The organism is Mycobacterium sp. RTGN6 (assembly GCF_033804605.1).
In the GTDB taxonomy this organism is placed as follows: domain Bacteria; phylum Actinomycetota; class Actinomycetes; order Mycobacteriales; family Mycobacteriaceae; genus Mycobacterium.
In genome coordinates this window covers 121,010-145,654 of record NZ_JAPZKZ010000008.1, presented here as the reverse complement: position 1 = coordinate 145,654, position 24,645 = coordinate 121,010, and the positions used below count along the sequence as shown (strand labels likewise).

The following is a 24,645-nucleotide window of genomic DNA, read 5'->3' as shown; positions in this document are numbered from 1 at the left end:
CTTCACGTCGCCGGAGTCAGGTGGCTTGAGCCGAGTCGGCTGTAGATCCGTTCGGGAGTGAAGGGCAGCTCGCGGTAGCGCACTCCGGTGGCATCCGCCAGCGCATTGGCCAGTGCCGGTGCGACCGGGTTGATGCACGATTCCGCGATGCCCTTCGATGCCATCGGCCCGACGGAGTCGTGCGACTCGACGACGATCACCTCGGTGCGGGGGATGTCGGCATACGTGGGGATTCGGTAGTTGCGCAGGTTCGGGTTGATCATCACGCCGTGCTCGTCGACGTGGAAGTTCTCGGTGAGGGCGAAGCCGATGCCCTGTGCCACCCCGCCTTCGATCTGGCCCCGCACCTGTACGGGGTTGATCACGACGCCGGCGTCGGCGGCCTGGACGCTGTAGAGGATTCGGATCTCACCGGTGACCCGGTGCACGGCGATGCGGAACCCGTGTGCGTTGGACGACACGCTGCGCGGGGACCCGTACGCCTTGCGGGCCTCGGTGAACCGGGTCCCCCGTGCGCGGGCCGCGTCGAGCAGCTCCGTCAGTGAGAGCCGCGAGTCGCCGCATTGCACCCCGTCGTCGTTCATCGAGCACGCGGCCAATTCGGCGTGGGTGTGGCGGGCGGCGAAGCGCAGGATGCCGTCGCGCAGTGCGGTGGCGGCCCTCTGCACGGCGTTGCCTGAGACGAAGAGCCCCGCGCTCGCGAATGCACCGGTGTCGAAGCCCGTCCGGTCGGTATCGGACTGCACCAGGTGCACCCGCGCTGGGGTGGTGCCGAGCACGGTGGCGGCGATCTGCACGTGCGCGGTCGAGGTGCCCTCGCCGAATTCGACGGTGCCGACCGCGATCTCATAGACGCCGTCGTCCCGCAGCGTGGCCCACGCCTCGGAGATGTGCTCGGTCGGCGGTGCCGTCTCGTGGATGGAGCTCGCAGTGCCGACGCCGATGCGCCAGTCGGGCCCGAGATCTGGCACGTCGGACGTCCGTCGCAACGCCTCGTCGACCAGGTCGATGCACTCCGACAGCGTGTCCTCGCTGAAGCTGACGTCGTCGGGATGTTCGCCGAGCGCCTCGATGGCGTCACCCGGTTTCACGACGTTGCGCCGACGCAACTCGAGTGGATCCATGTCGAGTGCGATCGCCAGTTCGGTCATCGCCGACTCGACGGCGAAGGTGGGCTGGGTCATGCCGTAGCCGCGCAACGCGCCGCTAGGCACGGTGTTCGTGTAGACCGCGTACCCGTCGAATTTCTTGTTGGCACAACGGTACTGGCCGACTGCGGCGCCGCCGGCGAACAACGTCTCGCCGCCGTGGTTGCCGTAGGCGCCGGTGTTGGACACGTTGCGGAAGTGCAGCGCGGTCAGCGTGCCGTCGGCCTTTGCGCCGAGTTTCACCGTCACGGTCATCGGGTGCCGCGGCGACGCCGTGGTGAACTCCTCCTCGCGGGTGTACTCCCAGCACACCGGACGTCCGGTATCCAACGTGGCCAGCGCGACGAGATCCTCGGAGATCACCTCCTGCTTGCCACCGAAGCCGCCGCCGACCCGCTTGCAGAACACTCGCAGCTGATCGGGTCGCAGGTCGAACAGGTGCGCCAGCTTGCCCTTGCAGATGGACGGTGACTGCGAACTGGTGCGCACGTGCAGCCTGCCGTCCTCCATCCAGGCGATCGACCCGTGCGTCTCGAGGTGGGCGTGCTGCACCCGCGGCGAGAAGTAGGTACCCTCGTGGATCACGTCCGCCTCGGCGAAACCGGTTTCGACACTGCCGATCTCGCCGTGAAGCTCCAGCAGGATGTTGTGATTCGGATCCTGGATGAACGGGTCGTGGGAGCCGTGCAGCTGTGGCGCCCCGTCGAGCATCGCCTGCTCAGGATCGAACACGGCGGGCAGCACCTCGTACTCGACGACGACCAAGCGGGCGCCCTCCTCGGCGGCACGCACCGAGTCCGCGAGCACTGCCACCACCCGCTGGCCGACGAACCGCATGACGTCGTCGAGGATGTAGGTGTCGTCGGGATCGACGAGGTGGTCGGTGTGGATGGCGGTGTTGAAGTGCTTGCGCGGGACGTCTTCCCACGTGTAGACGCGCTGAACCCCGGGCACGGCGAGCGCGGCGCTCTTGTCGATCGAGAGGACGCGGGCGTGCGCGTGCGGAGAGTGCAGCACCTTCAGGTGGAGCATGCCCTCGATCTGGGTGTCCATGGTGTACTCGACGGTTCCCGTGACGACTCCGGTGGCCGCGGGCGCTCCGACGCTGGTGCCCACGGCTTCACCGGGTTTGCACTCCTCGATCTCGGCGACGCCGTTGATCGCGTCCTCGATCGCGCGATACCCGGTGCAGCGGCAGAGGTTTCCCTTCAGGGCGCGCGGTAGGTTCTGCTTCTGCGCGTCGGTGAACGTCGCCGCGGTCATGATCATGCCCGCGGTGCAGAACCCGCACTGGAAGCCGGGGGCGTCGCGGAACTGGCGCTGCAGTGGGTGAAGGTCGTCCGGAGTGCCGAGGCCCTCGATGGTGGTGACCTCGCGGCCGTCGGCACGGAACGCCGGGGTGATGCAACTGTGTACCGGGGCACCGTCCAGCCAGACCGTGCAGGCACCGCAATCGCCTGCGTCGCAACCCTTCTTGACGCCAAGCGCGCCGAGCGACCGGACGAACGTGCGTAGGCACTGGCCGGGGTCGGGCTCGGCGTCGAACGTCTTGCCGTTCACCGTGTACGTCATGAGTGGGCTCCGAGTTCGGCGCGGATCTGTTCGGCGTAGTACCTGGCCAGGTGGTGACGGTGATCGGGCGCGCCGTTCGGATCGTCGAACCACACGTCGTCGCTGATCGAATCGATCCGGTGGGCCAGCGCCTCGGCCGTTGGCATGGAGTCGAAGGACAGTCGAACCGGATGGGTGGTGGCCGCGGTGATGGTGAGCAGCAGGTCGTCGCTGCCGGGGCTCTGCGTGCCGATCATGAAGATCGTCGACCTGCCCATCTGAGTCAGGGTGAAGCGCCGGTGCGCATGGCGTTTGCGGAGCGCGGTCGCCGGAATGTGGATGCTGCGCAGCAGCTCGCCAGGGCCAAGCACGTTCTGGTGGTCGCCCGTGACGAAATCGCCTGCGTCGACGGTTCGTTCGCGGCCGGTGGCCCCCCACAGCGTGTAGGTCGCTTCGAGGGCGACCGTCAACGTGATCATCGGGCCCGCGGGCAGCGACATGCAGATGTTGCCCCCGACCGTCGCCGAGTTCCATACCTTGAACGAAGCAAGGAAAGCCTCGCAACTGGCGGGCAACAACGGGCCCGCACGCCAATCATCAGGTGCCGCAAAGGTGTACAGCGCGTGAATCGTGCACATCGCGCCGATGTCGAGCCCCGAGTCACTGGCCTCCAGGGTGTCCCAGCCCAGCGGCATCAAGTCGATCAGGCGCTGTACCTCGGGCTGCTTGTCCGAGTAAAGCCACGTTCCGCCCGCCAGCCAGGCGTCGCCAGCCCGCCAGAGCGTCCCCGGTTGCTCCGGAGGTCGTCGGACGACTTCGGTGATGGTGGTGATGTCCACGGAGGCCCCCTTTGCGCGCCGGCACACCCTGCGCCGCCTGACTGTATGGCGGTTGCTGAACCGAGGGACCGGAATGGCCGAACTTTTCTACCGACGCGTCAATCAGCAGGAACTGCCATCATGGTCCGATGAGTCACGTTCACTACGGCCACGTGTTCCACGTCGCTGGTCGGCCCGCCGTCACAGGGGCGACCGACGCCCTGGTGGACATCCCCGACGGCGCGTTGGTGGTCGACGATGCGGGCCGGATCACGTTCTGCGGCAAGAGGTCTGAACTACCCGAGCAGTTCGGTGACGCGGTCGTCCACGACCATCGTCCCGGGTTCCTGCTGCCCGGCTTCGTGGACACCCACGTCCACTTCCCGCAGACCTACGCAGGCGACTCGTACGGCGGCGGGCAGCTGCTCGAATGGCTCAACCTGTGCATCTTCCCGTCCGAGTCGCGGTTCGCCGAGGTGGAGTTCGCACAGCGGGCCGCGGTCGAGTTCTGCAACCGTCGGATCGCCGCGGGAACCACCGCCGCGATGGTCTTCGGATCGGCCTTCCCGCATGCGCAGGACGCACTGTTCACCGAGACGCAGCGGCGCGGACTGCGCATAGTCAGCGGACGGGGCATCCAGACGGTGGGGCCGGAGACGGCGCTTACGTCGGAGGCCGACGCGATCCGGCTGACGCGCGAGGAGATCGAGAGGTGGCATGCAGCCGACACGGGCGCCGTCGACACCGCGCTGCTGCACGTGGCGATCGTGCCGCGGTTCTCGCTGTCGGTGACGACCGAGACCCTGAAGAACCTCGGCGAGCTCTACGAGTCCGTCCGCGACCGCGGCGTTTACGTGCACACCCACCTCAATGAGAACAACCGCCCTGGCACCGGCGAAGTCGACGTGACGAAGCAGACGTATCAGGTCGACACGTACCTCGACACGTACGACGGGAAGTTCCTCCCCGGCTCGTCGGTCGGAGGGGCGAGCCTGCTCGGCAGGCGCACCGTGCTGGCGCACTGCGTGCACTGCCAGGACGCCGAGCTGGAACGGATGGCCGAGACCGGGACGTCGATCTCGCACTGCCCGATCTCCCAGTTGTTCCTCGGCTCCGGCACGATGCCGTGGAAGCGGACCATCGCCTCCGGGGTGAACGTCTCGGCCGGAACGGATTTCGGCGGCGGCGACGAGTGGCTGATCCCTCGGGTGCTCGGCGACGCGTTCAAGGTGCACATCACCGAACCCGGTGAGGCGGGCGTCTCGATGCACCCGGCCGAGCTGCTCTTCATCGGGACGCTTGGCGGTGCCCGCGCCCTCGACATGGAAGACCGCTTCGGCAACTTCGACGTCGGCAAGGAGGCCGACTTCGTGGTGGTCGACCCGGCGGGCACTCCAATGCTCGAGGCCAACACCACGTTGGCGGTACGCTCCGCCGATCACGACTTGGCCAGGGACCAAACACTCTTCGCCCTGCTGATGGGCATTCGGGAGTCGTCGATCGCAGCGGTATACGTGCGCGGCCGTCGACTCGATCCCGCCTAGGAGGTTCCGATGAGTGCCAGCGCCGTCACCATCCTGCACCGCCCCGTCGAGCAGGCTGGCTTCGACGAGTGGGCCGCCGCATTGGGCTCGGCCGCCCGCGAGGCGCCCGGGTTCGTCGAGTCGGTGACATCCGTCCACGACGACGAGCGGCTGGACTTCGCGGTGTCAGCCACCTTCCGTAACGAGCAAGGCCTCAATGACTGGCTCGACGGCACCGTGCGGGCGGCGGTGCTGCGCGAGGGTGCTCGGCACGGTTTCCACCGCGCGTCGCCGGACCTGGTCGTCATCGAAGGCGAGCTCACCCCACCCGGCGTCGCCGTGTTCCGACACCGTGTCGCCGGCGGCCGCGACGCCGACTTCACCAGCGCACAAGGCGAATTGACCGAGGTGAGCTCCCAGTTCGCTGGCTACGAGGGCACCGTCGTGTTCCCGCCAGGAGTCGCAGGAGAGTGGACGTCGATGATCCGGTTCCGCACTGAGCGACTGCTCGGCGCGTGGCTGAAGTCAACTCAGCGGCAGGCGTCGCTGGCGTCGTTGCGCTCGACGTTGGAACGGGACTTCTCGACGGCGTCGCACACCACGCCGTTCGGCACCACGGTGCGCATCGAGAACGGTGAGACGGAGCTGACGCCCAGCTGGAAGTCGGCGATGCTCGTGCTGATGGTGCTGTACCCGACGGTGATGCTGCTGTCGAGGTTCCTCGGTCCGCAGCTCGACCGGGCCGGTGCGGAGCCCTGGCTGGCGATGTGGCTCAGCGAGGTTGCCAGCGTGTCGGCGCTGCAGTGGCTACTGATGCCGTTCGCGGCCAGGCGGATGCGTCGCTGGCTCGACCCGGTCGACGGCGCCGGGTGGGTCGTCTCGCTGCGCGGGGCGCTCGTGGTGGTCGGGGTCTACGCGGTGACGCTCGCGATCTTCGCGACGGTCACGTGGCTGCAGTACTGGGACTACGGCTAGCGCCCGTTAGGGGTCGCACCACTTCCAGCCGTCGTCCTCGCGCAGGAACGGGATGTCGCGGGAACCGCCCGACCCCTCGACGCTCGCCGTCGCGGAGTCCCCGTCGACGTCGACGGACGTGACCGAGATGTCCATCTCGTCGGAATCCTGTCGCGCCTCGAGGAAGTCGGACTCGTTGAACTCGTCGGCGTCGGCCATCTCCTGGCAGACGATCGGCTCGAACCCGGAGAAGTCCTCGTCGTTCCACGCGTCTTGGAAGCGCGCGACGACCTCTTCGATCTGCTCCTCGTCGCTCTGTTCGTTGGTGGTGGTGGTCGGCGAGGTCACCGTGACTTCGGGCGTGGACCGCGTCATGACGATCGCGACCACGACGCCGACGACGACGAGCAGCGTTGCGGCGAGCGCGCCGGCGATGATCAGCCCGGTCTTGCGGCGCGGGGCATCCGCTACCCACAACTGCCAGCCGGGCGGCAGCGGCGGCCAGGACGCGTCGGGCTGCCACCCGGGTGGGGGCGTCCAGCCAGGCGGCGCGGGCGGCCAGTTCGGCGGCGGGTTGAAGCGCATGACTCAGTGTGAACGATGAAGTGTCGGCATGCGTCGGCATCGTCGGGCCAGGCTCAGAACTCGCACCACTTCCACTCGTCGTCCTCGCGGACGAATCCGATGTCGTCGGCATCTTCGCCGCTGTTCAAGATGGTGGCCGTCGCTGCGTCGCCGTTGATGTCGATCGAGTTGATCGTCAGGGTCAGTTGGCCTCCGACGTCACGCATCTCGCGAAACTCACTCTCGCCGAACTCGTCGTCGTTGCGCATCTCCGCGCACATGAGTTCGCTCAACTCGTCGTAGTCTTCGTCGTTCCACGCCTTCTCGAACTGGTCGACGACGTCGCGCAGTTGGTCTTCGTCCGACTGCGCTACCTGGGTGGTGGTCGTCGACCCGGTTACGGTGACGTTGGGCGAGTCCCGCGTGGCGATGATGGCGACCACGACGCCGACGCCGATGAGCAACACGGCGGCGATTGCGCCGATGATCAGTCCGGCCTTCCGCCGAGTCGGGGGTTCGGCAACCCACAGCGGCCAGCCAGGTGGTATCGGTGGCCACGACGGATCGGGCTGCCAGTCGGGCGAGGGCGTCCAGCCGGGCGGTGCGGGCGGCCAATTCGGCGGCGGGTTGAAGCGCATGGAACCAGTGTGGTCGACGTCGCGGAAAATTGGTCAGAGTTGAGCGGAACAGACTCAACCTTGACGGCGTTGGACAAGGCGACAAGCATTTTCCTGGCCACTCGATGGCCACTGTCTCAAGAATGGAGGTGTCGTGGACTCGTTCAACCCGACCACGAAGACCCAGGCGGCGCTGACCTCGGCGTTGCAGGCGGCCACCACCGCAGGCAACCCGGAGATCCGGCCCGCCCATCTGTTGATGGCGTTGTTGACGCAGAACGACGGCATCGCCGCGCCCCTGCTGGAAGCGGTCGGCGTCGATCCGGCGACCATTCGGACCGAGGCGCAACGCCTCGTCGACCGGCTCCCCAGCGCTAGCGGCGCCAACTCGACGCCACAGCTGTCCCGCGACTCGATCGCGGCCATCACCGCCGCCCAGCAGCTCGCCACCGAGATGGACGACGAGTACGTCTCGACCGAGCATCTGATGGTCGGCCTCGCCACCGGCGACGGCGACACCGCGAAACTGCTGACCGGTCACGGCGCGTCGCCACAGGCGCTGCGTGATGCGTTCACCAAGGTGCGCGGCAGCGCCCGCGTCACCAGCCCCGACCCCGAGGGCACCTACCAGGCGCTGGAGAAGTACTCCACCGACCTGACGGCCCAGGCCCGCGAAGGCAAGCTGGACCCAGTCATTGGGCGCGACAACGAGATTCGTCGCGTCGTGCAGGTGTTGAGCCGTCGCACCAAGAACAACCCGGTGCTCATCGGTGAGCCCGGCGTCGGCAAGACCGCGATCGTCGAGGGCCTGGCCCAGCGCATCATCGAGGGCGACGTCCCGGAGAGTCTGCGCGACAAGACCGTCGTCTCGCTCGACCTCGGGTCGATGGTGGCAGGCGCCAAGTACCGAGGCGAGTTCGAGGAGCGGCTCAAGGCCGTGCTCGACGACATCAAGAACTCGGCCGGGCAGGTCATCACGTTCATCGACGAGCTGCACACCATCGTGGGTGCAGGCGCCAGCGGCGAATCGGCGATGGACGCGGGCAACATGATCAAGCCGATGCTGGCCCGCGGCGAACTCCGCATGGTCGGCGCGACCACGCTCGACGAGTACCGCAAGTACATCGAGAAGGACGCCGCCCTCGAACGGCGCTTCCAGCAGGTACTGGTCGGCGAACCGTCGGTCGACGACACCGTCGGCATCCTGCGCGGGCTCAAGGACCGCTACGAGGTGCACCACGGCGTGCGCATCACCGACTCCGCTCTGGTGGCGGCGGCCACGCTGTCCGACCGCTACATCACCAGCCGCTTCCTGCCCGACAAGGCCATCGACCTGGTCGACGAGGCCGCGTCGCGGCTGCGCATGGAGATCGACTCCCGGCCCGTCGAGATCGACGAGGTCGAGCGGCTGGTCCGCCGGCTCGAGATCGAGGAGATGGCGCTGGAGAAGGAGTCCGACGACGCCTCAAAGGATCGGCTCGAGAAGCTGCGTGCCGAGCTCGCCGACTACAAAGAGAAGCTGGCGGAGCTAACGACCCGATGGCAGAACGAGAAGAGTGCCATCGACATCGTCCGCGACTTCACCGAGCAGCTGGACAAGTTGCGCGGCGAGGCCGACAGGGCCGAGCGCGACGGTGACCTGGCGAAGGCCTCCGAGCTGAGGTACGGGCGCATCCCCGAGCTCGAGAAGAAGCTCGACGCGGCGCTGCCCGTCGCCCAGGAGCGCGAGAACGTCATGCTCAAGGAGGAGGTCGGCCCCGACGACATCGCCGACGTCGTGGCGGCTTGGACCGGCATCCCGGCGGGCCGGCTGCTCGAGGGCGAGACCGCCAAGCTGCTCCGCATGGAGGACGAGCTCGGCAAGCGCGTGGTGGGTCAGCGCAAGGCCGTGCAGGCGGTTTCCGACGCGGTGCGCCGCAGTCGGGCAGGCGTTGCCGACCCGAACCGACCAACGGGCTCGTTCCTGTTCCTCGGACCGACTGGCGTCGGCAAGACCGAGTTGGCAAAGGCGTTGGCGGACTTCCTGTTCGACGACGAGCGCGCCATGGTCCGTATCGACATGAGCGAGTACGGCGAGAAGCACTCCGTGGCTCGGCTGGTGGGTGCGCCTCCCGGCTACATCGGGTACGACCAGGGCGGGCAGCTGACCGAGGCAGTGCGTAGGCGCCCGTACACGGTGGTGCTGTTCGACGAGGTCGAGAAGGCCCACCCGGACGTGTTCGACGTGCTGCTGGCGGTGCTCGACGAGGGCAGGCTGACCGACGGCCAGGGCCGCACGGTCGACTTCCGCAACACGATCCTCATCCTGACGTCCAACCTCGGGTCGGGCGGCTCGGAGGAGCAGGTGATGGCGGCGGTGCGGGCGGCGTTCAAGCCGGAGTTCATCAACCGACTCGACGACGTGCTCATCTTCGCCGCGCTTCAACCCGACGAACTGGTCCAGATCGTCGACATCCAGTTGGCGCAGCTGCAGAAGCGGCTGGCGCAGCGCAGGCTCACCCTCGAGGTGTCGCTGCCGGCGAAGGAATGGCTGGCCAACCGCGGGTTCGACCCCGTGTACGGCGCCCGTCCGCTGCGCCGCCTGGTGCAGCAGGCCATCGGCGACCAGCTGGCAAAGCTGCTGCTGGCCGGCGACGTGCACGACGGCGACGTGGTTCCCGTCAACGTCAGTGCCGACGGAGAAGCCCTGATCCTGGGCTGAGCAACGGCTCTGGGAACCCCCGTGCGTTTCGGCACGGGGGTTCCCGCACGTCACAACCGTGATGCAGAGCTCGACGCCAACCGGCTCGACTTCTGCAGCTGGGTCGTTGATCAGCGGAAATCACGACCCTCATGCAGAACTCGATGCGTCGAATGCCGAGTTCTGTAGGGCGGTCGTCGTTGGTGGACCAGCGCTCGGCAAACCGTGCCGCCTGGTAACCGGGTTGTGACCTTTTCGAGTTCGGGAGAAAGCGGTACCAACCAGTAGGCTGGGGCCCAATGGTCCCGCTCTGGTTCACGCTGTCCGCACTCTGTTTCGTGGGTGCGGCCGTATTGCTGTACGTCGACACCGACCGTCGACGCGGGCTCGGACGCCGCCGCAAGTCGTGGGCCAAGTCGCACGGGTTCGACTACGAACACGAGTCTCACGACATCGTGAAGCGTTGGAAGCGCGGCGTGATGTCCACCGTCGGCGACGTCGCCGCCAAGAACGTGGTGCTCGGCCAGATCCGCGGCGAGGCCGTCTTCATCTTCGATCTCGAAGACGTGGCCACCGTGATCGCGTTGCACCGCAAGGTCGGCACCAACGTCGTCGTCGACGTCCGACTCAAGGACATCAAGGAACCGCGCGAAGGCGACATCTGGCTGCTCGGTGCCATCGGCCCGCGCATGGTGTACTCCACCAACCTCGACGCCGCACGGCGCGCCTGCGATCGGCGCATGGTCACGTTCGCGCATGCCGCGCCAGATTGCGCCGAGATCATGTGGAACGAGCAGAACTGGACGCTCGTCAGCATGCCGATCGGCAGCACCCGCGCGCAGTGGGACGAGGGCCTGCTCACGGTCCGTCAGTTCAACGATCTGCTCCGCGTCCTGCCGCCCGTCCCGCAACCGGGCCACAACGGCGTCGCGGGCCAGGCCATCGCCCGGCGCCCAGCTGCACCAAGCCGCCCGCTCGCCCGCCCCGCCGAACTGCCAACGGGCCGCAGCGACCAACCGCCGGGCCAGGGCGACGTCGGCCGCTACACGCAGGCGCGCCCACCCGTGCGCAACGGCCGCCAGTCGCCGCACTATCAGCGCTGAGTAACCTGTCGGGCATGGCCCGCCCCGTCGCACTGATCACCGGGCCGACGTCCGGCCTCGGCGCGGGATTCGCCCGCCGCTACGCCGTCGACGGCCACGATCTGGTGTTGGTCGCGCGTGACGTCGAACGCCTCGAACGGTTGGCGGCCGAACTCCACGACGAGGCGGGCGCCAACGTCGAAGTGCTACCCGCCGACCTGGCCGTCGCCGCGGATCGCCAGAAGGTGGCCGAGCGGCTCGCCCAAGGCGTGCGAATCCTGGTGAACAACGCCGGTTTCGGTACCTCGGGCGAGTTCTGGACGTCCGACCTCGCGGCGCTGCAGTCCCAACTCGACGTGAACGTCACCGCCGTGATGGCGCTGACGCACGCCGCACTGCCGCCGATGTTGGCATCGGGCGCGGGCACCGTGATCAACGTGGCGAGCGTTGCCGGGTTGTTGCCCGGTCGCGGGTCGACGTACTCGGCGTCCAAGGCGTGGGTGATCAGTTTCTCGGAGGGCCTGGCCAACGGGCTCGAAGGCACCGGCGTCGGCGTGCACGCGCTGTGTCCCGGCTTCGTGCGCACCGAGTTCCACGAGCGTGCCGGCATCGACATGGACGGCACCCCGTCGATCCTGTGGCTCGAAGTGGCCGACGTCGTCCGCGACTGTCTGGCCGACGTGGCCAAGGGCCAGGTCGTGATCGTCCCGGGGCTGCAGTACAAACTGCTGACCACCGGCGGTCGCATGGTGCCGCGAAACCTGGTGCGCGCCATGACCAAAGTCGTCGGTCGCGGCCGCGGGCGGACCTAACCCCGCGTGCGCACACTCGTTGCGGCACTGCTCGCGATCGTCACCGGAGCCGCCCTGGTCGCCTGTTCGAGCGATCCCGACGCCGGGCGCACCTATGGTGCACCATCCGCGAAAATCGGCGAGTCGCTGTCGGTGCTCGGCTGGAACGTCTCGGTGGCCAACCTGCGCTTCGACGGCGACTACGTGCTGATCGACGTCGACGCGTCCGTGGCCCAGGCCGGCGGCCAGCACGCCAAGCCGGAGTCGCTGCGGTTCGGGCTGTATGGGGCGCTGGCGCATCCCATCGAGGCGAACGCGCTTGGCGGCTGCACCGGGGTGACCAGCCTGGACCTCGAGCCCGCTGCGGCGCCCGCGCCCGACAAGCTCACGGGCACAGTGTGTTTGGGGCCGCTACGGGATCAGACTCAGGTGCGCGGGGTGTACGCGTACTCGCCGCAGGACCGGATGGCCGGTACGACGGTGGCCTACGCCGCGGCATATCCGGTCGGCCTGACTCCCACCAACGAGAACGACACCGGGCTGGTCATTGCGTCCACGAGCGTGGACGCGTTCCGGGCCGACGGCGCGCAGCTCGCACCGACGGCGCTCGGTGATCCCGCGGCGTTCACCGGAAACGGGTACATGCTGCTCGGTCTCGAAATCAACGGTCTCGCAGCGCGATACCGCGACGAGTCGCTGCGCCGCGGGGGACCACTGATGATCGTGGTGGGCCCGACGTTGCCACCCCCGGGACTGTCGCACGCGTGCGACGTCTACGGCGCGTCGCTGTTGGTGCTGCCCGACGCCTCGCTTGACGCGGTGTCGGTGCGGGCCTCGCTGTGTACGCAGGGCGAGATCAACCAGGCGCTGCTGTTCGCCTCCGTATCGGTGATCGGCACGCACGCCGCGCTGTGGACCACGCCCCGTGAGTGAGGTACGAGGCCCCACCGAGTGGACCGATGGCCCCGGCGTCGGACCCTGGCCGGGCGAGTTGCCGGACGATCCGCGGTACGACCCGCAGCTGCTGGCCGACGGCGACACCCGCAACGTCGTCGACGCCTACCGGTACTGGACCCGGGAGGCGATCATCGCCGACATCGACCAGCGCAGGCACCCGCTTCACGTCGCGATCGAGAACTTCGACAACGACGCCAACATCGGGGGAGTGGTGCGGACCGCCAACGCATTCGCCGTCGACACCGTGCACATCGTTGGCAGACGCCGATGGAACCGGCGCGGGGCCATGGTCACCGACCGCTACCAGCGCCTGCAGCACCACGGCACCACTGCGGAGCTCTTGACGTTCGCCGCCGACGCGGGGCTGACGGTGGTGGCGGTCGACAACGTGCCCGGCTCGGTACGGCTCGAACACGCGCGGCTGCCACGCGAATGCCTGATGATCTTCGGCCAGGAGGGCCCCGGCATCACGGAGGAGGCGCGACTCGGTTCCTCCGAGACGGTGTCGATTGCTGCGTTCGGCTCGACGCGGAGCATCAACGCCGCCGTCGCAGCGGGGATTGCGATGCACGCGTGGATCGCGCAACACGCCGACCTCAACAGGGCCTGGTAGGGCAATATCGACACCATGGACCAGGTATGGGCGAATCGCGCCGCCAGTGCGGAGGCCGCGATCGGCAAGCGGCATTTCAAGAAGCTGTGGGGGTTGCCCGGCACCCAACTCGCAGTGGTCGCGTGGCCGTCCGAGCGGAAGTACCGGACGTTCAAGTTCTGGCACTACTGGTGGCAGGCGCACGTGCTGGACTGCCTCGTCGACGCGCAGTTACGCGATCCGCAACCCGAACGCGTCATGCGCATCGAGCGGCAGATCCGCGCCCACCGGATCCGCAACACCGGCCGCTGGACCAACGACTACTACGACGACATGGCCTGGCTGGCGCTGGCGCTGGAGCGCGCAGGCCGGCTCGCAGGCGTCGAGCGCCCCAAGGCCCTCGAGAAGCTCGCCGATCAATTCCTCAACTCGTGGGTGCCCGAGGACGGCGGCGGCATCCCGTGGCGCAAGCAGGACCAGTTCTTCAACGCCCCGGCCAACGGCCCCGCGGGCATCTTCCTCGCCCGGTACGAGGACCGGTTGCGGCGCGCTCAGCAGATGGCCGACTGGATCGACGAGACGCTGATCGATCCGGAGACCCACCTGGTGTTCGACGGCATCAAGGCCGGTTCGCTGGTTCGCGCGCAGTACACGTACTGCCAGGGCGTGGTGCTTGGCCTCGAGGTGGAGCTCGCGGCCCACACGGAGGACGCTCATCACGCGCAGCGCGTACAGCGCCTCGTCGCGGCCATCCGCGACAACATGACCACGGACGGCGTCATCCAGGGCGCCGGTGGTGGCGACGGCGGCTTGTTCGGCGCCATCACCGCGCGTTACCTCGCGCTCGTCGCGACGACGCTTCCCGAGCGGACGGCGGACGACACGACGGCCCGCGCGACGGCCAAGGAGCTGGTGCTCAAGTCGGCGCAGTCGGCCTGGGACTACCGCCAGACCGTCGACGGCCTGCCGTTGTTCGGCCCGTTCTGGGACCGCAACGCCGAGTTGCCAAACGCGGGCGGCAAAGAGGCGCAGTTCGTCGAGGGCGCGGTGAACGCCTCCGAAGTTCCCGAGCGCGACCTCTCGGTTCAGGTGGCCGGATGGATGTTGATGGAGGCTGCCCATACGCTCGCCGACGACAGCGGACCCCCCGACGAGCCGGCGGCTACGACAGATTGATCTCGAGGTCGGCTCCGGTTGCGGAGACGACGTCCTGCTCGGTGACTCCCGGGGCGAGTTCGCGCAGCACGAGGGTGCCGTCGCCCGCTACGTCGATGACGCACAGGTTCGTGATGATGCGGTCGACGACGCCCTGACCGGTGAGCGGCAGGCTGCAGGTCTCCACGATCTTCGGGTTGCCGGCACGATCGGTGTGCTCCATCAGGACGATGACCCGGGCTGCGCCGTGGACCAGGTCCATCGCCCCTCCCATGCCCTTGACCATCTTGCCGGGCACCATCCAGTTCGCCAGGTCGCCGGTCTTTGAGACCTCCATACCGCCCAGTACCGCGGTGTCGATGTGACCTCCACGGATCATGCCGAACGAAAGCGCTGAATCGAAGTATGCCGCACCAGGATTGACCGTCACCGTCTCCTTGCCAGCATTGATGAGGTCGGGGTCGACGTCATCCTCGGTCGGATACGGACCCGTCCCTAGAATTCCGTTCTCTGAATGCAGCGTGACCTTGACTTCATCGCTCAGATAGCCGGGAATGAGTGTCGGCAGCCCGATCCCGAGGTTGACGTACTCACCATCGACCATCTCCGCGGCGGCACGGGCGGCCATCTCGTTGCGGTTCCAACCCACGGTCTTCGACTCGGTCATTGGGCAGTTCCTTCCGATTCGCGGACGGTGCGTTTCTCGATCTTCTTGTCCTGTGGTCCGGTGTGCACGACGCGCTGGACGAAGACGCCCGCGAGGTGCACTGCGGCAGGGTCGATTTCACCTGGCTGCACCAGTTGTTCGACCTGGGCGATGGTGATGCGGCCCGCCATGGCGGCGAGCGGGTTGAAGTTCATCGCCGTCTTGTTGAAGACGAGGTTGCCTTCGGTGTCACCGAGTTGCGCGTGGACCAGCGCGAAGTCGGCGTTGATCGACTCCTCCAGGACGTAGCGCTTGCCGCCGAACTCGCGAATCTCCTTGGGGGGCGAGGAGACTGCGATCGATCCGTCCGGCGCATACCTCCACGGGAGGCCACCGTCGGATACCGGGCTGCCCACCCCGGCCGGCGTGAAGAAGGCAGGGATCCCAGCCCCGCCCGCACGCATGCGTTCGGCCAAGGTGCCCTGTGGGGTCAACTCGACCTCGAGCTCGCCCGCGAGGTACTGGCGCGCGAATTCCTTGTTCTCACCCACGTACGAGGCCGTGACTCGGCGAACGCGTCCGAGGGACAGGAGGACGCCCAGTCCGACGCCGTCGACCCCGCAGTTGTTCGAGAAAACCTCGAGGTTCGTGGCGGACGACTGTGCGATCGCGTCGATCAGCGCGTCGGGGATGCCGCACAGGCCGAATCCGCCGACGGCCAGCGAGGCACCGTCGGTGATGTCCATGACGGCCTCGGCGGCCGAGTCGTACACCTTCGAGGACATGACTCTCCTTCATGCGCATTGGTCCACGTTCATTGTGCAAACGCCAGGTACGTGATGGCGCGGGGCAGCTCGTCGCCGTTGTTTTGGCTGATAGCTACTGAACAACGATCATTCTCGTCGAATCAACCCGTACGTGGGACTGATCCCAAACTGTTCGCACAGTGAGCGTCCACAGCCTTGGTGTTCATTCAGTGAACGACTAGCATCGTGGCCGTGGTTGAGCAGTCGCCAGGGGCCAGCGTCGTCGCGCGCGTCGGTGCCGTGTTGCGCGCGGTCGCCGCGGCCGAACCCGCAGGGGCGTCGACCACCGAACTCGGAAAGGTCGCGGGCCTCGCCCGCCCAACCGCGCATCGGTTGCTCGTCTCATTGACCGATGAACACCTGGTGGCCCGCGATGCGAAGACCGGACGATGGTCCCTGGGGCCTGAGCTCTACCTGTTGGGCGTGGGCGCTGCGTACCGGTACGACGTCACCGATCAGGCGCGGGCGGTGGTCACCCGGTTGGCCCGTGAGACCGGCGAGAGTGCCTTCTTCTCCACCCGCCGAGGCGATGAGACGGTCTGCGTCCTCGCCGAGGAGGGCAGCTTCCCGCTGCGCTCACACGTCCTGCACGTCGGGATCCGATTCCCCTTGGGCGTCGCCAGCGCCGGCCTGGCGATTCTCAGTCACCTGTCGAACCGCGATGTCGACGACTTCTTCAGCCGGGTCCAACCCGAGTCGGACTGGGGCTCCGGCCACGCCGAAGCGGCCATCCGCGCGCGGATCGAATCCACCCGGCGCACCGGCTATGCGGTGAACCCCGCGTTGATCGTCGATGGGAGTTGGGGTATCGGTGCCGCCGTGTTCGACCGCGACGGGAGGCCGGCCTGGGCACTGAGCCTGACGGGTGTCCAGACGCGCTTCAAGCCCGAACGTCACCACGAGTTGGGCACCCTCCTGCTTGAGCAGGCCCACCTGTTGTCAGGGCGACTTCAACCCTGACGCGTGCACACGGTGCCCCGATGAGCGATGGTGAACGGGTGTCCGACGAACCCGCAGCCGACCAGACGAGCTCCGGCGACGCTCCTCGGTCAGCCAGGCCGTCGCCGAGCAAGTTGGGCCGTGATCCGACGGCGGCCCGCAGCGGGGAGAACATCGCGGCAGCACTGCTGCTGGTGTTCACCATAGTCGCCGTCGCATGGGCGAATTCGCCATGGGCGCAAAGCTACTCGGACTTCTGGAACATGCCCGTCGGGCTGATGTTCGGTGACCTTCACGCCGAAATCACGGTCAAACACCTGGTGAACGACGGCCTGATGACGTTCTTCTTCTTCATCGTCGGGCTCGAGGTGAAGAGCCAGTTCACCATCGGAGAGCTCACCGACCGCGCCCGCGCGGCGGTGCCCGTCGTCGCCGCGTTTGCCGGGCTGTTGGTGCCCGCGATGATCTTCCTGGTGCTCAACCCCACCGGCGACGACGCGCGAGCGTGGGGCGTGGTGATCTCCACGGACACGGCGTTTCTCGTTGGCGCGCTCGCGATCATCGGCCCGCAGTGCCCGGCCCGGTTGCGCACCTTCCTGTTGACCCTGGCGGTCGTCGACGACGTCGGCGCGCTGCTCGCGATCGCGCTGTTCTACTCCGACGACGTGCGATACCTGCCCCTGTTGATCGCGACCGTGCTCATCGCCGCCATCGCAGCGGTACGGCTACTGCCCGCCGGCCGGGGGCCCGCGTACGCCCTGCTGGCATTCGCGCTGTGGCTCGCCCTGTTCATCGGTGGCGTCCACCCGACGCTGGCCGGGGTGGCCGTCGCCCTGTTGATCCCCGTGTTCACCCCGGAACGTGAGCGGGTGGAGGAGGCCGTCGGGGTGATCCGCGCCTTCCGGCAGTCGCCGAACTCCGAGTACGCCCGGGCGGCCACTCGCAGTCTGCGCGAGTCGATTTCGATCAACGAGCGACTGCAGACCGGCTTCGGGCCGTACGTCTCGTTCGTGGTGCTTCCGCTGTTCGCCCTGGCCAATGCGGGCGTGCACCTCGACGGGCAGACGATCGCCGCCGCGGTGCGCTCGCCGCTGTTCTGGGGCGTGGTCGCCGGGCTGGTGGTCGGCAAGTTCGTCGGCATCACCGGCGCCACCGCCCTAGTGCGCGCGATCGGCATCGGCCAACTCGCGCCAGGACTGACGCTGCGCCGCGTGGCCGGTGGCGCCGCGCTGTCCGGCATCGGCTTCACCATCGCGCTGTTCATCATCGACCTCGCCATCGAGGACCCGGCGAAGCAGGACCAGGCCAGGGTCGGCGTGCTGGTCGCATCGGTGCTGGCGATGTTCTTCGGCTGGGCCATCTTCCGGATCACCGACTGGCTGAGCCCGCCGGTTGCGGTGGGAATGACCCTGATTCGCGACGTCGACCCCGACCGCGACCACATGCGCGGCAACCCGAACGGCAGACTCACCTTGGTCGAGTACGGTGACTTCGAGTGCCCGTTCTGCAGCCGGGCGACGGGTTCCATCGACGAGGTTCGCGCCCACTTCGGCGACGAATTGCGTTACGTGTGGCGGCATCTGCCGTTGGAGCGCGTGCACCAGCACGCCGTCGACGCCGCCCGCGCCAGCGAGGCCGCCGCAATGCAGGGCCGGTTCTTCGAGATGGCCACCCGGATGTTCGAGTTCCAGGACTACCTCGAGTGGGAGCACATCTATCGCTACGCCGACGGCGTCGGCATGGACATCGCGAAGTTCGACGAGGACCTGCGCTCGCCCAAGGTGCTGCACCGGGTGCAGGACGATGCGCAGGACGCCGAGTTGATGGACCTGAACTCGACGCCGACGTTCTTCGTCAACGGCAGGCGCCACCAAGGGCCATGGGACGCGGCCAGTTTGATTCGGGCGCTAGAGAACGGGTCGCCCGCCGGCTGACTTAGTCCGATGCTCCGCTCACCCGTTTCGTTCATTCTTTAGAAACGCTCCCCAGACCCAGCCCACGCTTTGTCCTGGAGGGGACGTGGTCAGTTCGCACCAATCAGCGGCTGGGCAGGGCTTCACCGGGAACACCCTTGAGCCCTTCGTAAGAATCCTGATGACGTTTCCGTCACCGCCTGGGACGTCGTAAACGTCCACGTCGTCGAGCACTTCTGCCCGAAACGGATTGGGTGTCAGCGCCGGCGGTGCCGGAGCCTGGGCCGCAGGAGCCGGATTGGCCACCAAGGGATTGGTGTTCGAGACGTCGACCTCGTAGCCGTCAAGGAACGTGTCACCATCGGTGTCTTGGACCAGCGGGTTCGTCTTAAGTCTGTTCTCCTCGCCGTCCGCTAGCTTGTCACCGTCAGTGTCCGCGCTGAGCGGATTCAACCCACGATCAACCTCTACGCCGTCCGAAAGCACGTCCCCGTCGGTGTCCTTCACGTTTGGGTTGGTTTTGTACGTATCGTTTTCCTGCACGTCGGTCAAACCGTCCGAATCACTATCCGGGATAGCGCTTGCGGGAGCCGCGAACAGCAGCGAGCCGGAGAGCAGGCCGCCCGCGAGGATGGCGCCGGCCGAGCGGCGGATCGCAACGGCTCGGTGGGAGTTCTTGATGCGAGTAGTCATGTCGAGCGTCCTTCACTGTCGGCGGGCCGCGGGGTGGGCGTGCGGCAGACACAACGTCGCAAGGACACTCGCGATGGGCGCGCTAGCTAACGCGCATGAAACCAAGGTAACCCTTCCGTGGAGTCAGGAAAGGCTCCACTTTCATGGTGGTTTCGGGTACCAGTGGGGTCCGGAGGTATTGCTTCGCCAGCTGAGCGACCGACTAGCAACACACGTCGCGGCGCCGACTTCTGCACCACGGTCGTGGTTCGGCGAATCCACGACCACCACGCAGAACTCGCGACGCTTAGTCGATGCGGGAGCCCTGCAGGTAGTTGACGATCGCATTCGTCAGCCCGCGCCGGGCCAGATCGAGGTCGTAGTAGGAGCCGAGCTGGCGCTCGGAGACGAGGCCACGCATGGCGCCGGGGATGAAGGAGGCGACCTCGCGCACGCGTTCGGGATCGACGTCGACGTCGGCAAAGGCGTTCTGGCAGGCCGCGATCCAGCTGCGCCCCCACGACTGAAGCTCGGCGGCGGTCTGTGGATAGAGCCGATCCAACTCGGCCCCGTCGCGGGGGAGCGCGGCACGCAGCGTCTCGATGGCCCGGGAGTCGGGCGCGGACAGCCCATCGAAGAGCAGGTCGATGATGGCGGCCACGCGTTCGCGCAACGGTGCGTCGGGAGTGGCCTGCGAGGGGAGTTGGCCACGGCGTTCGGCGGTGCGACGCAGCACTGCTGCCCAGAGCCCGTCGATGTCGCCGAACTGGTACTTGACCGCACCCCAGGTGGCGCCCGCGTCCTTGGCGATGCGGTTGGCCGACGCGGCGGCGGTGTCGCCGGTGGCCAGTGCGCGCAATGCCGCGTCGAGCATGGCGTCGCGCGTCGCTTGACCGCGGCGGTTGGTTCGGCGCACCAGAGCATCTGCCACTTGACGAATGATAGAGCCCTCTGTGATTCTTGTCGACATGGCCAAACCGCCACTTTCGATGAAGCCCACCGGCTGGTTCCAGGTCGCCTGGTCGGACGAGGTCGCCGTCGGAGCCGTCCACGCCATGAAGTACTTCGGCGAGGACATGGTGGCCTGGCGGTCGGAAACCGGTCAGGTCACCGTGATGAACGCCTACTGCGAGCACCTCGGCGCCCACCTTGGTTTCGGCGGCAAGGTCATCGGTGAGGTCATCCAGTGCCCGTTCCACGGCTGGCAGTGGAGCCAGGAGGGCCGCAACGTCTGCATTCCCTACGAGTCGCGGCCGAACCGCGGTCGCCGCATGCGGACCTACCCGGTGGCCGAACGGAACGCGTCGATCTACATCTGGCACGACACCGAGGGCCGCGAACCGTTCTTCGACGCACCCGACGTCTTCGCCAGCTTCTCCGACGGCAGCAGCGCCGACGGCTACTACCCGCAGCAGCGCCTGTTCGAGCAGGGCCACGAGATGCACCCGCAGTACGTGCTCGAGAACGGCGTCGACTTCGCGCACTTCAAATACGTGCACCAGACGCCGATCGTGCCCGTATTCACCCGGCACGACTTCGCCGAACCGGTGTCCTACGTCGACTTCACCATCACGTTCGAGGGCGACGAGCAGCAGTCCATCGACGACGTCCGCAGCGGCGTCGAGGCCATCAACGGCGGGCTCGGCATCGCGGTGACCAAGAGCTGGGGCATGGTCGACAACCGGACCATCTCCGCGATAACGCCCGTCGACGACGCCACCTCCGACGTCCGGTTCATGGCCTACATCGGTCGGGTGCCCGGCAAGGACTCGCCGCGCGCCGAGCAGAAGGCGATCCAGTTCGGCGAGGAGATCATCCGCCAGTTTCGCCAGGACATCCACATCTGGAGCCACCAGCGCTACTCGGATCCGCCCGCGCTGTCGACCTCCGAGTACGAGGGCTTCACCGCGATCCGCACGTGGGCCCTGCAGTTCTATCCCGACGGTCGGGGCGGCAGCGCCGCAGACCTTCAGGCAGCGGCAACCAACCAGAAAGGCTGAACGCTTCGATGAACACTCCGATTCGGGTCTTCCAGGTGGCGACGGGCAACGTCGGCTCCGAGATGATCAAGCGCATCGCCACGCATCCCGATCTCGAACTGATCGGATTGCACTGCTACACAACGGACAAGATCGGCCGCGACGCCGGCGAGCTCGTCGGGCTGCCGCCCGTCGGAGTGCTCGCGACGGGTTCGGTCGACGACATCATCGCCGCGAAGCCCGACGTGTTGACGTTTCACGGCGTGTTCCCCGACGAGGACCTCTACGTGAAGGTGCTGGAGGCGGGTATCGACATCGTCACGACGGCGGACTGGATCACGGGGTGGCACCGCGACACCAACCACCCACACCCGTCGGGCAAGCCCGTCTCGCAACTGCTGGCCGAAGCCTGCGCAAAAGGCGGTTCGACGTTCTACGGCACCGGAATGAACCCCGGCGTGAACCAGATCCTCGGAGTCGTCTGCTCGGCCGACGTCGCCGAGATCGAGAACGTCACCACCATCGAGTCCGTCGACGTGTCGTGTCACCACAGCAAGGACACCTGGATCGAGGTCGGCTACGGGCTGCCCGTGGACGATCCGTCGATCCCGGACAAGCTCGAGAAGTACACGCGCGTCTTCGCCGACAGCGTGCTGATGATGGCCGACTGCTTCGACATTCAACTCGACGAGGTCAAGTTCAGCTACGAGCTCGGTGCATGCACCAAGGACATCGACCTGGGCTGGTACCAACTTCCCAAGGGCTCGCTCGGCGGCAACTACATCAAGTACCAGGGCATGGTCGGCGGCGTGCCCAAGGTGGAGACGCATCTGGAATGGCAGATGACTCCGCACACCGACCCGAGCTGGGATATCAAGGGCTGCTACATCACTCAGATCATGGGCGACCCGTGTATCTACAACAAGCACATGGTGTTCCCGAAGCCCGGCGTCGACCTGTCCAACCCGGAGAACTTCGCGTCGATCGGCATGACCGTCACGGGCCTACCTGCCCTGAACGCCATCAAGGCAGTCGTCGCGGCCCCGCCAGGACTGCTCACCAGTGCCGACCTTCCGCTGCGTGGGTTCGCCGGAAGGTTCAAAACGTCGGTTGCGTAGAGTCGGGTGATGGCCGATTCCGGACGTCCCCCCGTCGACTTTCCCAGCCGTGTCGGGGTCTGGTGGGCCAGCGAAACCTGGGCCATGCGCGACGCCCAGGACGTGGCCCGCGAGATCGAATCCCTAGGCTACGGTTCGCTTTTCATCCCCGAGGTGGTTGGCAAGGAGTGCCTGACGCAGTCGATGGCGTTCCTAAGCGCCACCGACCGACTGGTGGTCGGTACGGGCATCGCCAACATCCACGTCCGGATTCCATCCGCAGCGGAGGTGGGCGGCCGCACGATCAACGCGCTGTTTCCGCGGCGGTTCGTGTTGGGCCTTGGGGTCAGCCACGGCCCACTGGTCGATCACATGATGGGCGGCAGCTACGCGAAGCCGTTGGCGACCATGCGGACCTATCTCGAGAAGATGGCGGCCGTCCCCGATGCAGTCGAGCCAGGCGCCGGGCGGCCGGTGCGGCTGCTTGCCGCGCTCGGCCCCAAGATGATCGAACTGTCCGGGACCCACGCCGACGGCGCGCACCCGTATCTGGTGTTGCCGGAGCAGACCCGGGTCACACGCGACGTCCTCGGACCGGACAAGTGGGTCGTGTCGGAGCAGGCTGTCACGGTCGGCGGCACTGCCGACGAGCAGATGGCGTGGGCGCACGGACACCTCGACGTGTACAGCGGGTTGCCCAACTACCGGAATTCCTGGCTGCGGCAGGGTTTCGACGAGTCGGATCTGGTCCGCGGCGGCTCGGACCGGTTGGCGCGGGCGATGGTCGGGATGGGCTCGATCGAGCAGGCGGCGGCCTCGGTGCGCGCGCATCTCGACGCGGGGGCCGATCACGTCGTGCTCCAGGTGCTGGGCGACGCACCCGTGCTCGATCCGCGGCCTGCGCTGCGTGAACTGGCCGCCGCGCTCGAACTCGGGTAGCAATCCTCACACGGCGACATCCGGGCAGGTGAACACATGGAGACACCCCGGTGAACAAGTAGCAGCCTAGGCGCAATGCTCCGCCCCTATCGTCCGCTCATGGCAGTGACGCAGCGCACGCAGTATCTCTACGGTAAGACCGTCGTAGACGTCGAGCACGAGCAGCGACAGTGCGTGATGAACGGCCCCGCCGCCGCGGCGGTTGAACGCACGAAGTCCCACTTGCATGCCGAACTGCGCCAGGCCGAGTACTACCAGGACCTACTCGAAGAACGTCGGAGTGAACTCGTCGGAGAACTTGCCCATCTTCACGCGTCGCTGGCGGCCCGCCCGGAAGAAGCCAGCGTGTCGGGCGCGAGCCGGATGACGCGCGTCATTGCGGCAAAGGAAACCGAACTCACGGAAATCGACCGGCTCATTGCGGCACTGCACGCCAGATTTCCGACTTCGCGGTTCCTGAGTGACGATCCAGAGTCCTTACAGCGCATCGCGGTTTGACTCGGCGGCGGGCTCGGCGGGCTCGTCCGCAGCGCGCTTGGCCGCCTTGCGCCGCTTGAGCCACTCGAAGAAGATCGGCAGCACCGAGACGAGTGCGATGAGGATGAAGATCGGTTCGAGCAGCTTTTGAATGATCTCGAACTGGCCGAGTCCATAGCCCAGCAGGACCAGCCCGACGCCCCAGACAACCGCACCGATGACGTTGAAGAGCGTGAACACCCCATAGCCCATCCGCGCGGCGCCCGCGGTGATCGGGGCCAAGGTCCGCACGATCGGCACGAACCGGGCGAGCACGATGGCGAACGGGCCGCGAGCCTCGAAGAACGCGTGCGCCTCGTCGAGATACCGCTGCTTGAGGAACCGCGCGTCGGGTTTGAACATCGACGTGCCGATGCTGCGGCCGATCCAGTATCCGACCTGACCACCGAGGATCGCCGCGATCGGGATGAACACGAGCAGCTTCCACAGGGCGAAGTCGCTCCTGTCGACGTTCGCAGCGGTCTCCGTTCCTGCGGCCAGCATGCCCGCGACGAACAGCAGGGTGTCACCGGGCAGCACCGGGAACAGCACGCCCGACTCGACGAAGACGACGACGAGCAACCCCACCAGGGCCCAGGTACCGAAGTACCCGATCAGCGTCACCGGGTCCAGGAAGTCCGGCATGAGCGCGAGGGTGGTGGTGGTCATGGGACACCAAGATACCGGCGTGGCCTGCGCGGCCCGA

23 protein-coding genes are annotated in these 24,645 nt (G+C 67.1%); 14 read left to right on the top strand and 9 right to left on the bottom strand.

Going from position 1 to position 24,645, the window contains the following annotated elements:
* Nucleotides 1-2 precede the first annotated feature (2 nt).
* Nucleotides 3-2,720 (bottom strand): molybdopterin-dependent oxidoreductase, encoded by a 2,718-nt coding sequence (locus SLQ33_RS20465; RefSeq protein WP_319455700.1) that lies wholly within the window; start codon nucleotides 2,718-2,720, stop codon nucleotides 3-5.
* A complete protein-coding gene (locus SLQ33_RS20460; protein ID WP_319455699.1) occupies nucleotides 2,717-3,538 on the bottom strand; it encodes an FAD binding domain-containing protein in 822 nt (273 codons plus the stop codon). The genes SLQ33_RS20465 and SLQ33_RS20460 overlap by 4 nt, the downstream gene beginning before the upstream one ends.
* A 128-nt stretch (nucleotides 3,539-3,666) precedes the next feature.
* Here SLQ33_RS20460 and SLQ33_RS20455 point away from each other — a divergent pair, with 128 nt between their 5' ends.
* Together SLQ33_RS20455 and SLQ33_RS20450 are read left to right on the top strand one after the other, a co-directional pair.
* Complete coding sequence (locus tag SLQ33_RS20455) at nucleotides 3,667-5,061, top strand: guanine deaminase (protein ID WP_319455698.1); 1,395 nt, start codon at nucleotides 3,667-3,669, stop codon at nucleotides 5,059-5,061.
* A gap of 9 nt (nucleotides 5,062-5,070) precedes the next feature.
* Nucleotides 5,071-6,015: an antibiotic biosynthesis monooxygenase gene (locus SLQ33_RS20450; protein WP_319455697.1), complete on the top strand. Its 945-nt coding sequence runs from the start codon at nucleotides 5,071-5,073 to the stop codon at nucleotides 6,013-6,015.
* A 6-nt stretch (nucleotides 6,016-6,021) separates the two neighbouring features.
* Here SLQ33_RS20450 and SLQ33_RS20445 read toward each other — a convergent pair whose 3' ends face one another.
* A complete protein-coding gene (locus tag SLQ33_RS20445; RefSeq protein WP_319455696.1) occupies nucleotides 6,022-6,579 on the bottom strand; it encodes a hypothetical protein in 558 nt (185 codons plus the stop codon).
* 53 nt (nucleotides 6,580-6,632) lie between these two features.
* A complete protein-coding gene (locus SLQ33_RS20440) occupies nucleotides 6,633-7,196 on the bottom strand; it encodes a hypothetical protein (protein ID WP_319455695.1) in 564 nt (187 codons plus the stop codon).
* Nucleotides 7,197-7,329: 133 nt separating this feature from the next.
* Between SLQ33_RS20440 and clpB the strand changes: the two genes are divergently transcribed.
* From clpB to SLQ33_RS20410, 6 genes are all read left to right on the top strand, one after another.
* The gene (gene clpB, locus SLQ33_RS20435; protein WP_319455694.1) at nucleotides 7,330-9,876 is read left to right on the top strand and encodes an ATP-dependent chaperone ClpB; all 2,547 of its coding nucleotides are present in this window, start codon (nucleotides 7,330-7,332) and stop codon (nucleotides 9,874-9,876) included.
* Nucleotides 9,877-10,154: 278 nt separating this feature from the next.
* On the top strand, nucleotides 10,155-10,958 hold the full coding sequence (gene ttfA, locus SLQ33_RS20430; RefSeq protein ID WP_319455693.1) for a trehalose monomycolate transport factor TtfA: 804 nt from the start codon (nucleotides 10,155-10,157) through the stop codon (nucleotides 10,956-10,958).
* Between the two features lie 14 nt (nucleotides 10,959-10,972).
* Nucleotides 10,973-11,749, top strand: a complete 777-nt coding sequence (locus tag SLQ33_RS20425; protein WP_319455692.1) for an SDR family oxidoreductase — start codon at nucleotides 10,973-10,975, stop codon at nucleotides 11,747-11,749.
* 6 nt (nucleotides 11,750-11,755) lie between these two features.
* Nucleotides 11,756-12,661 (top strand): hypothetical protein, encoded by a 906-nt coding sequence (locus SLQ33_RS20420; protein WP_319455691.1) that lies wholly within the window; start codon nucleotides 11,756-11,758, stop codon nucleotides 12,659-12,661.
* Complete coding sequence (locus SLQ33_RS20415) at nucleotides 12,654-13,298, top strand: TrmH family RNA methyltransferase (RefSeq protein ID WP_319455690.1); 645 nt, start codon at nucleotides 12,654-12,656, stop codon at nucleotides 13,296-13,298. Before SLQ33_RS20420 ends, SLQ33_RS20415 begins: the two co-directional genes overlap by 8 nt.
* Before the next feature lie 15 nt (nucleotides 13,299-13,313).
* On the top strand, nucleotides 13,314-14,453 hold the full coding sequence (locus SLQ33_RS20410; RefSeq protein ID WP_319455689.1) for a glycoside hydrolase family 76 protein: 1,140 nt from the start codon (nucleotides 13,314-13,316) through the stop codon (nucleotides 14,451-14,453).
* On the opposite strand, the gene SLQ33_RS20405 is transcribed toward SLQ33_RS20410, so the two are convergent.
* Together SLQ33_RS20405 and SLQ33_RS20400 are read right to left on the bottom strand one after the other, a co-directional pair.
* Complete coding sequence (locus SLQ33_RS20405) at nucleotides 14,440-15,099, bottom strand: 3-oxoacid CoA-transferase subunit B (protein WP_319455688.1); 660 nt, start codon at nucleotides 15,097-15,099, stop codon at nucleotides 14,440-14,442. The two genes, SLQ33_RS20410 and SLQ33_RS20405, sit on opposite strands and share 14 nt — an antisense overlap.
* Entirely contained in the window at nucleotides 15,096-15,863 is a 768-nt protein-coding gene (locus tag SLQ33_RS20400) for a CoA transferase subunit A (protein ID WP_319455687.1), read from the bottom strand. Before SLQ33_RS20400 ends, SLQ33_RS20405 begins: the two co-directional genes overlap by 4 nt.
* Before the next feature lie 207 nt (nucleotides 15,864-16,070).
* Here SLQ33_RS20400 and SLQ33_RS20395 point away from each other — a divergent pair, with 207 nt between their 5' ends.
* Both SLQ33_RS20395 and nhaA read left to right on the top strand, forming a co-directional pair.
* A complete protein-coding gene (locus tag SLQ33_RS20395) occupies nucleotides 16,071-16,844 on the top strand; it encodes an IclR family transcriptional regulator (RefSeq protein ID WP_319455686.1) in 774 nt (257 codons plus the stop codon).
* Nucleotides 16,845-16,864: 20 nt separating this feature from the next.
* On the top strand, nucleotides 16,865-18,757 hold the full coding sequence (nhaA, locus tag SLQ33_RS20390) for a Na+/H+ antiporter NhaA (protein WP_319455685.1): 1,893 nt from the start codon (nucleotides 16,865-16,867) through the stop codon (nucleotides 18,755-18,757).
* Between the two features lie 18 nt (nucleotides 18,758-18,775).
* Here the strand turns inward: nhaA and SLQ33_RS20385 are convergent, their stop codons facing one another.
* Both SLQ33_RS20385 and SLQ33_RS20380 read right to left on the bottom strand, forming a co-directional pair.
* The gene (locus SLQ33_RS20385) at nucleotides 18,776-19,429 is read right to left on the bottom strand and encodes a hypothetical protein (protein WP_319455684.1); all 654 of its coding nucleotides are present in this window, start codon (nucleotides 19,427-19,429) and stop codon (nucleotides 18,776-18,778) included.
* Between the two features lie 286 nt (nucleotides 19,430-19,715).
* Nucleotides 19,716-20,378, bottom strand: coding sequence for a TetR/AcrR family transcriptional regulator (locus SLQ33_RS20380; protein WP_413467674.1), 663 nt, complete (start codon nucleotides 20,376-20,378; stop codon nucleotides 19,716-19,718).
* On the opposite strand from SLQ33_RS20380, the gene SLQ33_RS20375 reads away from it, so the two are divergent.
* The 4 genes from SLQ33_RS20375 (at nucleotide 20,377) to SLQ33_RS20360 (ending at nucleotide 23,921) form a co-directional block, all read left to right on the top strand.
* Nucleotides 20,377-21,408: a Rieske 2Fe-2S domain-containing protein gene (locus SLQ33_RS20375; protein ID WP_319455683.1), complete on the top strand. Its 1,032-nt coding sequence runs from the start codon at nucleotides 20,377-20,379 to the stop codon at nucleotides 21,406-21,408. The two genes, SLQ33_RS20380 and SLQ33_RS20375, sit on opposite strands and share 2 nt — an antisense overlap.
* Before the next feature lie 8 nt (nucleotides 21,409-21,416).
* Entirely contained in the window at nucleotides 21,417-22,505 is a 1,089-nt protein-coding gene (locus SLQ33_RS20370) for a dihydrodipicolinate reductase (RefSeq protein ID WP_319455682.1), read from the top strand.
* 9 nt (nucleotides 22,506-22,514) lie between these two features.
* A complete protein-coding gene (locus SLQ33_RS20365) occupies nucleotides 22,515-23,423 on the top strand; it encodes an LLM class F420-dependent oxidoreductase (protein WP_319455681.1) in 909 nt (302 codons plus the stop codon).
* Nucleotides 23,424-23,528: 105 nt separating this feature from the next.
* Nucleotides 23,529-23,921 (top strand): hypothetical protein, encoded by a 393-nt coding sequence (locus SLQ33_RS20360; protein WP_319455680.1) that lies wholly within the window; start codon nucleotides 23,529-23,531, stop codon nucleotides 23,919-23,921.
* Here the strand turns inward: SLQ33_RS20360 and SLQ33_RS20355 are convergent.
* Nucleotides 23,901-24,608 carry a VTT domain-containing protein gene (locus SLQ33_RS20355; protein ID WP_319455679.1) on the bottom strand — a complete coding sequence of 236 codons (708 nt, stop codon included), beginning with the start codon at nucleotides 24,606-24,608 and terminating at the stop codon, nucleotides 23,901-23,903. The two genes, SLQ33_RS20360 and SLQ33_RS20355, sit on opposite strands and share 21 nt — an antisense overlap.
* Nucleotides 24,609-24,645 lie beyond the last annotated feature (37 nt).

Bases quoted from the DNA above. Each gene is read 5' to 3' on its own strand.
- SLQ33_RS20445 (WP_319455696.1), bottom strand. From the start codon at position 6,579: ATGCGCTTCAACCCGCCGCCGAACTGGCCGCCCGCGCCGCCTGGCTGG.
- SLQ33_RS20355 (WP_319455679.1), bottom strand. From the start codon at position 24,608: ATGACCACCACCACCCTCGCGCTCATGCCGGACTTCCTGGACCCGGTG.
- SLQ33_RS20440 (WP_319455695.1), bottom strand. From the start codon at position 7,196: ATGCGCTTCAACCCGCCGCCGAATTGGCCGCCCGCACCGCCCGGCTGG.
- SLQ33_RS20380 (WP_413467674.1), bottom strand. From the start codon at position 20,378: ATGTCGACAAGAATCACAGAGGGCTCTATCATTCGTCAAGTGGCAGAT.
- SLQ33_RS20455 (WP_319455698.1), top strand. From the start codon at position 3,667: ATGAGTCACGTTCACTACGGCCACGTGTTCCACGTCGCTGGTCGGCCC.
- SLQ33_RS20425 (WP_319455692.1), top strand. From the start codon at position 10,973: ATGGCCCGCCCCGTCGCACTGATCACCGGGCCGACGTCCGGCCTCGGC.
- nhaA (WP_319455685.1), top strand. From the start codon at position 16,865: ATGAGCGATGGTGAACGGGTGTCCGACGAACCCGCAGCCGACCAGACG.
- SLQ33_RS20385 (WP_319455684.1), bottom strand. From the start codon at position 19,429: ATGACTACTCGCATCAAGAACTCCCACCGAGCCGTTGCGATCCGCCGC.
- SLQ33_RS20370 (WP_319455682.1), top strand. From the start codon at position 21,417: ATGAACACTCCGATTCGGGTCTTCCAGGTGGCGACGGGCAACGTCGGC.
- SLQ33_RS20410 (WP_319455689.1), top strand. From the start codon at position 13,314: ATGGACCAGGTATGGGCGAATCGCGCCGCCAGTGCGGAGGCCGCGATC.
- SLQ33_RS20375 (WP_319455683.1), top strand. From the start codon at position 20,377: ATGGCCAAACCGCCACTTTCGATGAAGCCCACCGGCTGGTTCCAGGTC.
- SLQ33_RS20450 (WP_319455697.1), top strand. From the start codon at position 5,071: ATGAGTGCCAGCGCCGTCACCATCCTGCACCGCCCCGTCGAGCAGGCT.
- SLQ33_RS20365 (WP_319455681.1), top strand. From the start codon at position 22,515: ATGGCCGATTCCGGACGTCCCCCCGTCGACTTTCCCAGCCGTGTCGGG.
- SLQ33_RS20405 (WP_319455688.1), bottom strand. From the start codon at position 15,099: ATGACCGAGTCGAAGACCGTGGGTTGGAACCGCAACGAGATGGCCGCC.
- SLQ33_RS20465 (WP_319455700.1), bottom strand. From the start codon at position 2,720: ATGACGTACACGGTGAACGGCAAGACGTTCGACGCCGAGCCCGACCCC.
- ttfA (WP_319455693.1), top strand. From the start codon at position 10,155: ATGGTCCCGCTCTGGTTCACGCTGTCCGCACTCTGTTTCGTGGGTGCG.
- SLQ33_RS20400 (WP_319455687.1), bottom strand. From the start codon at position 15,863: ATGTCCTCGAAGGTGTACGACTCGGCCGCCGAGGCCGTCATGGACATC.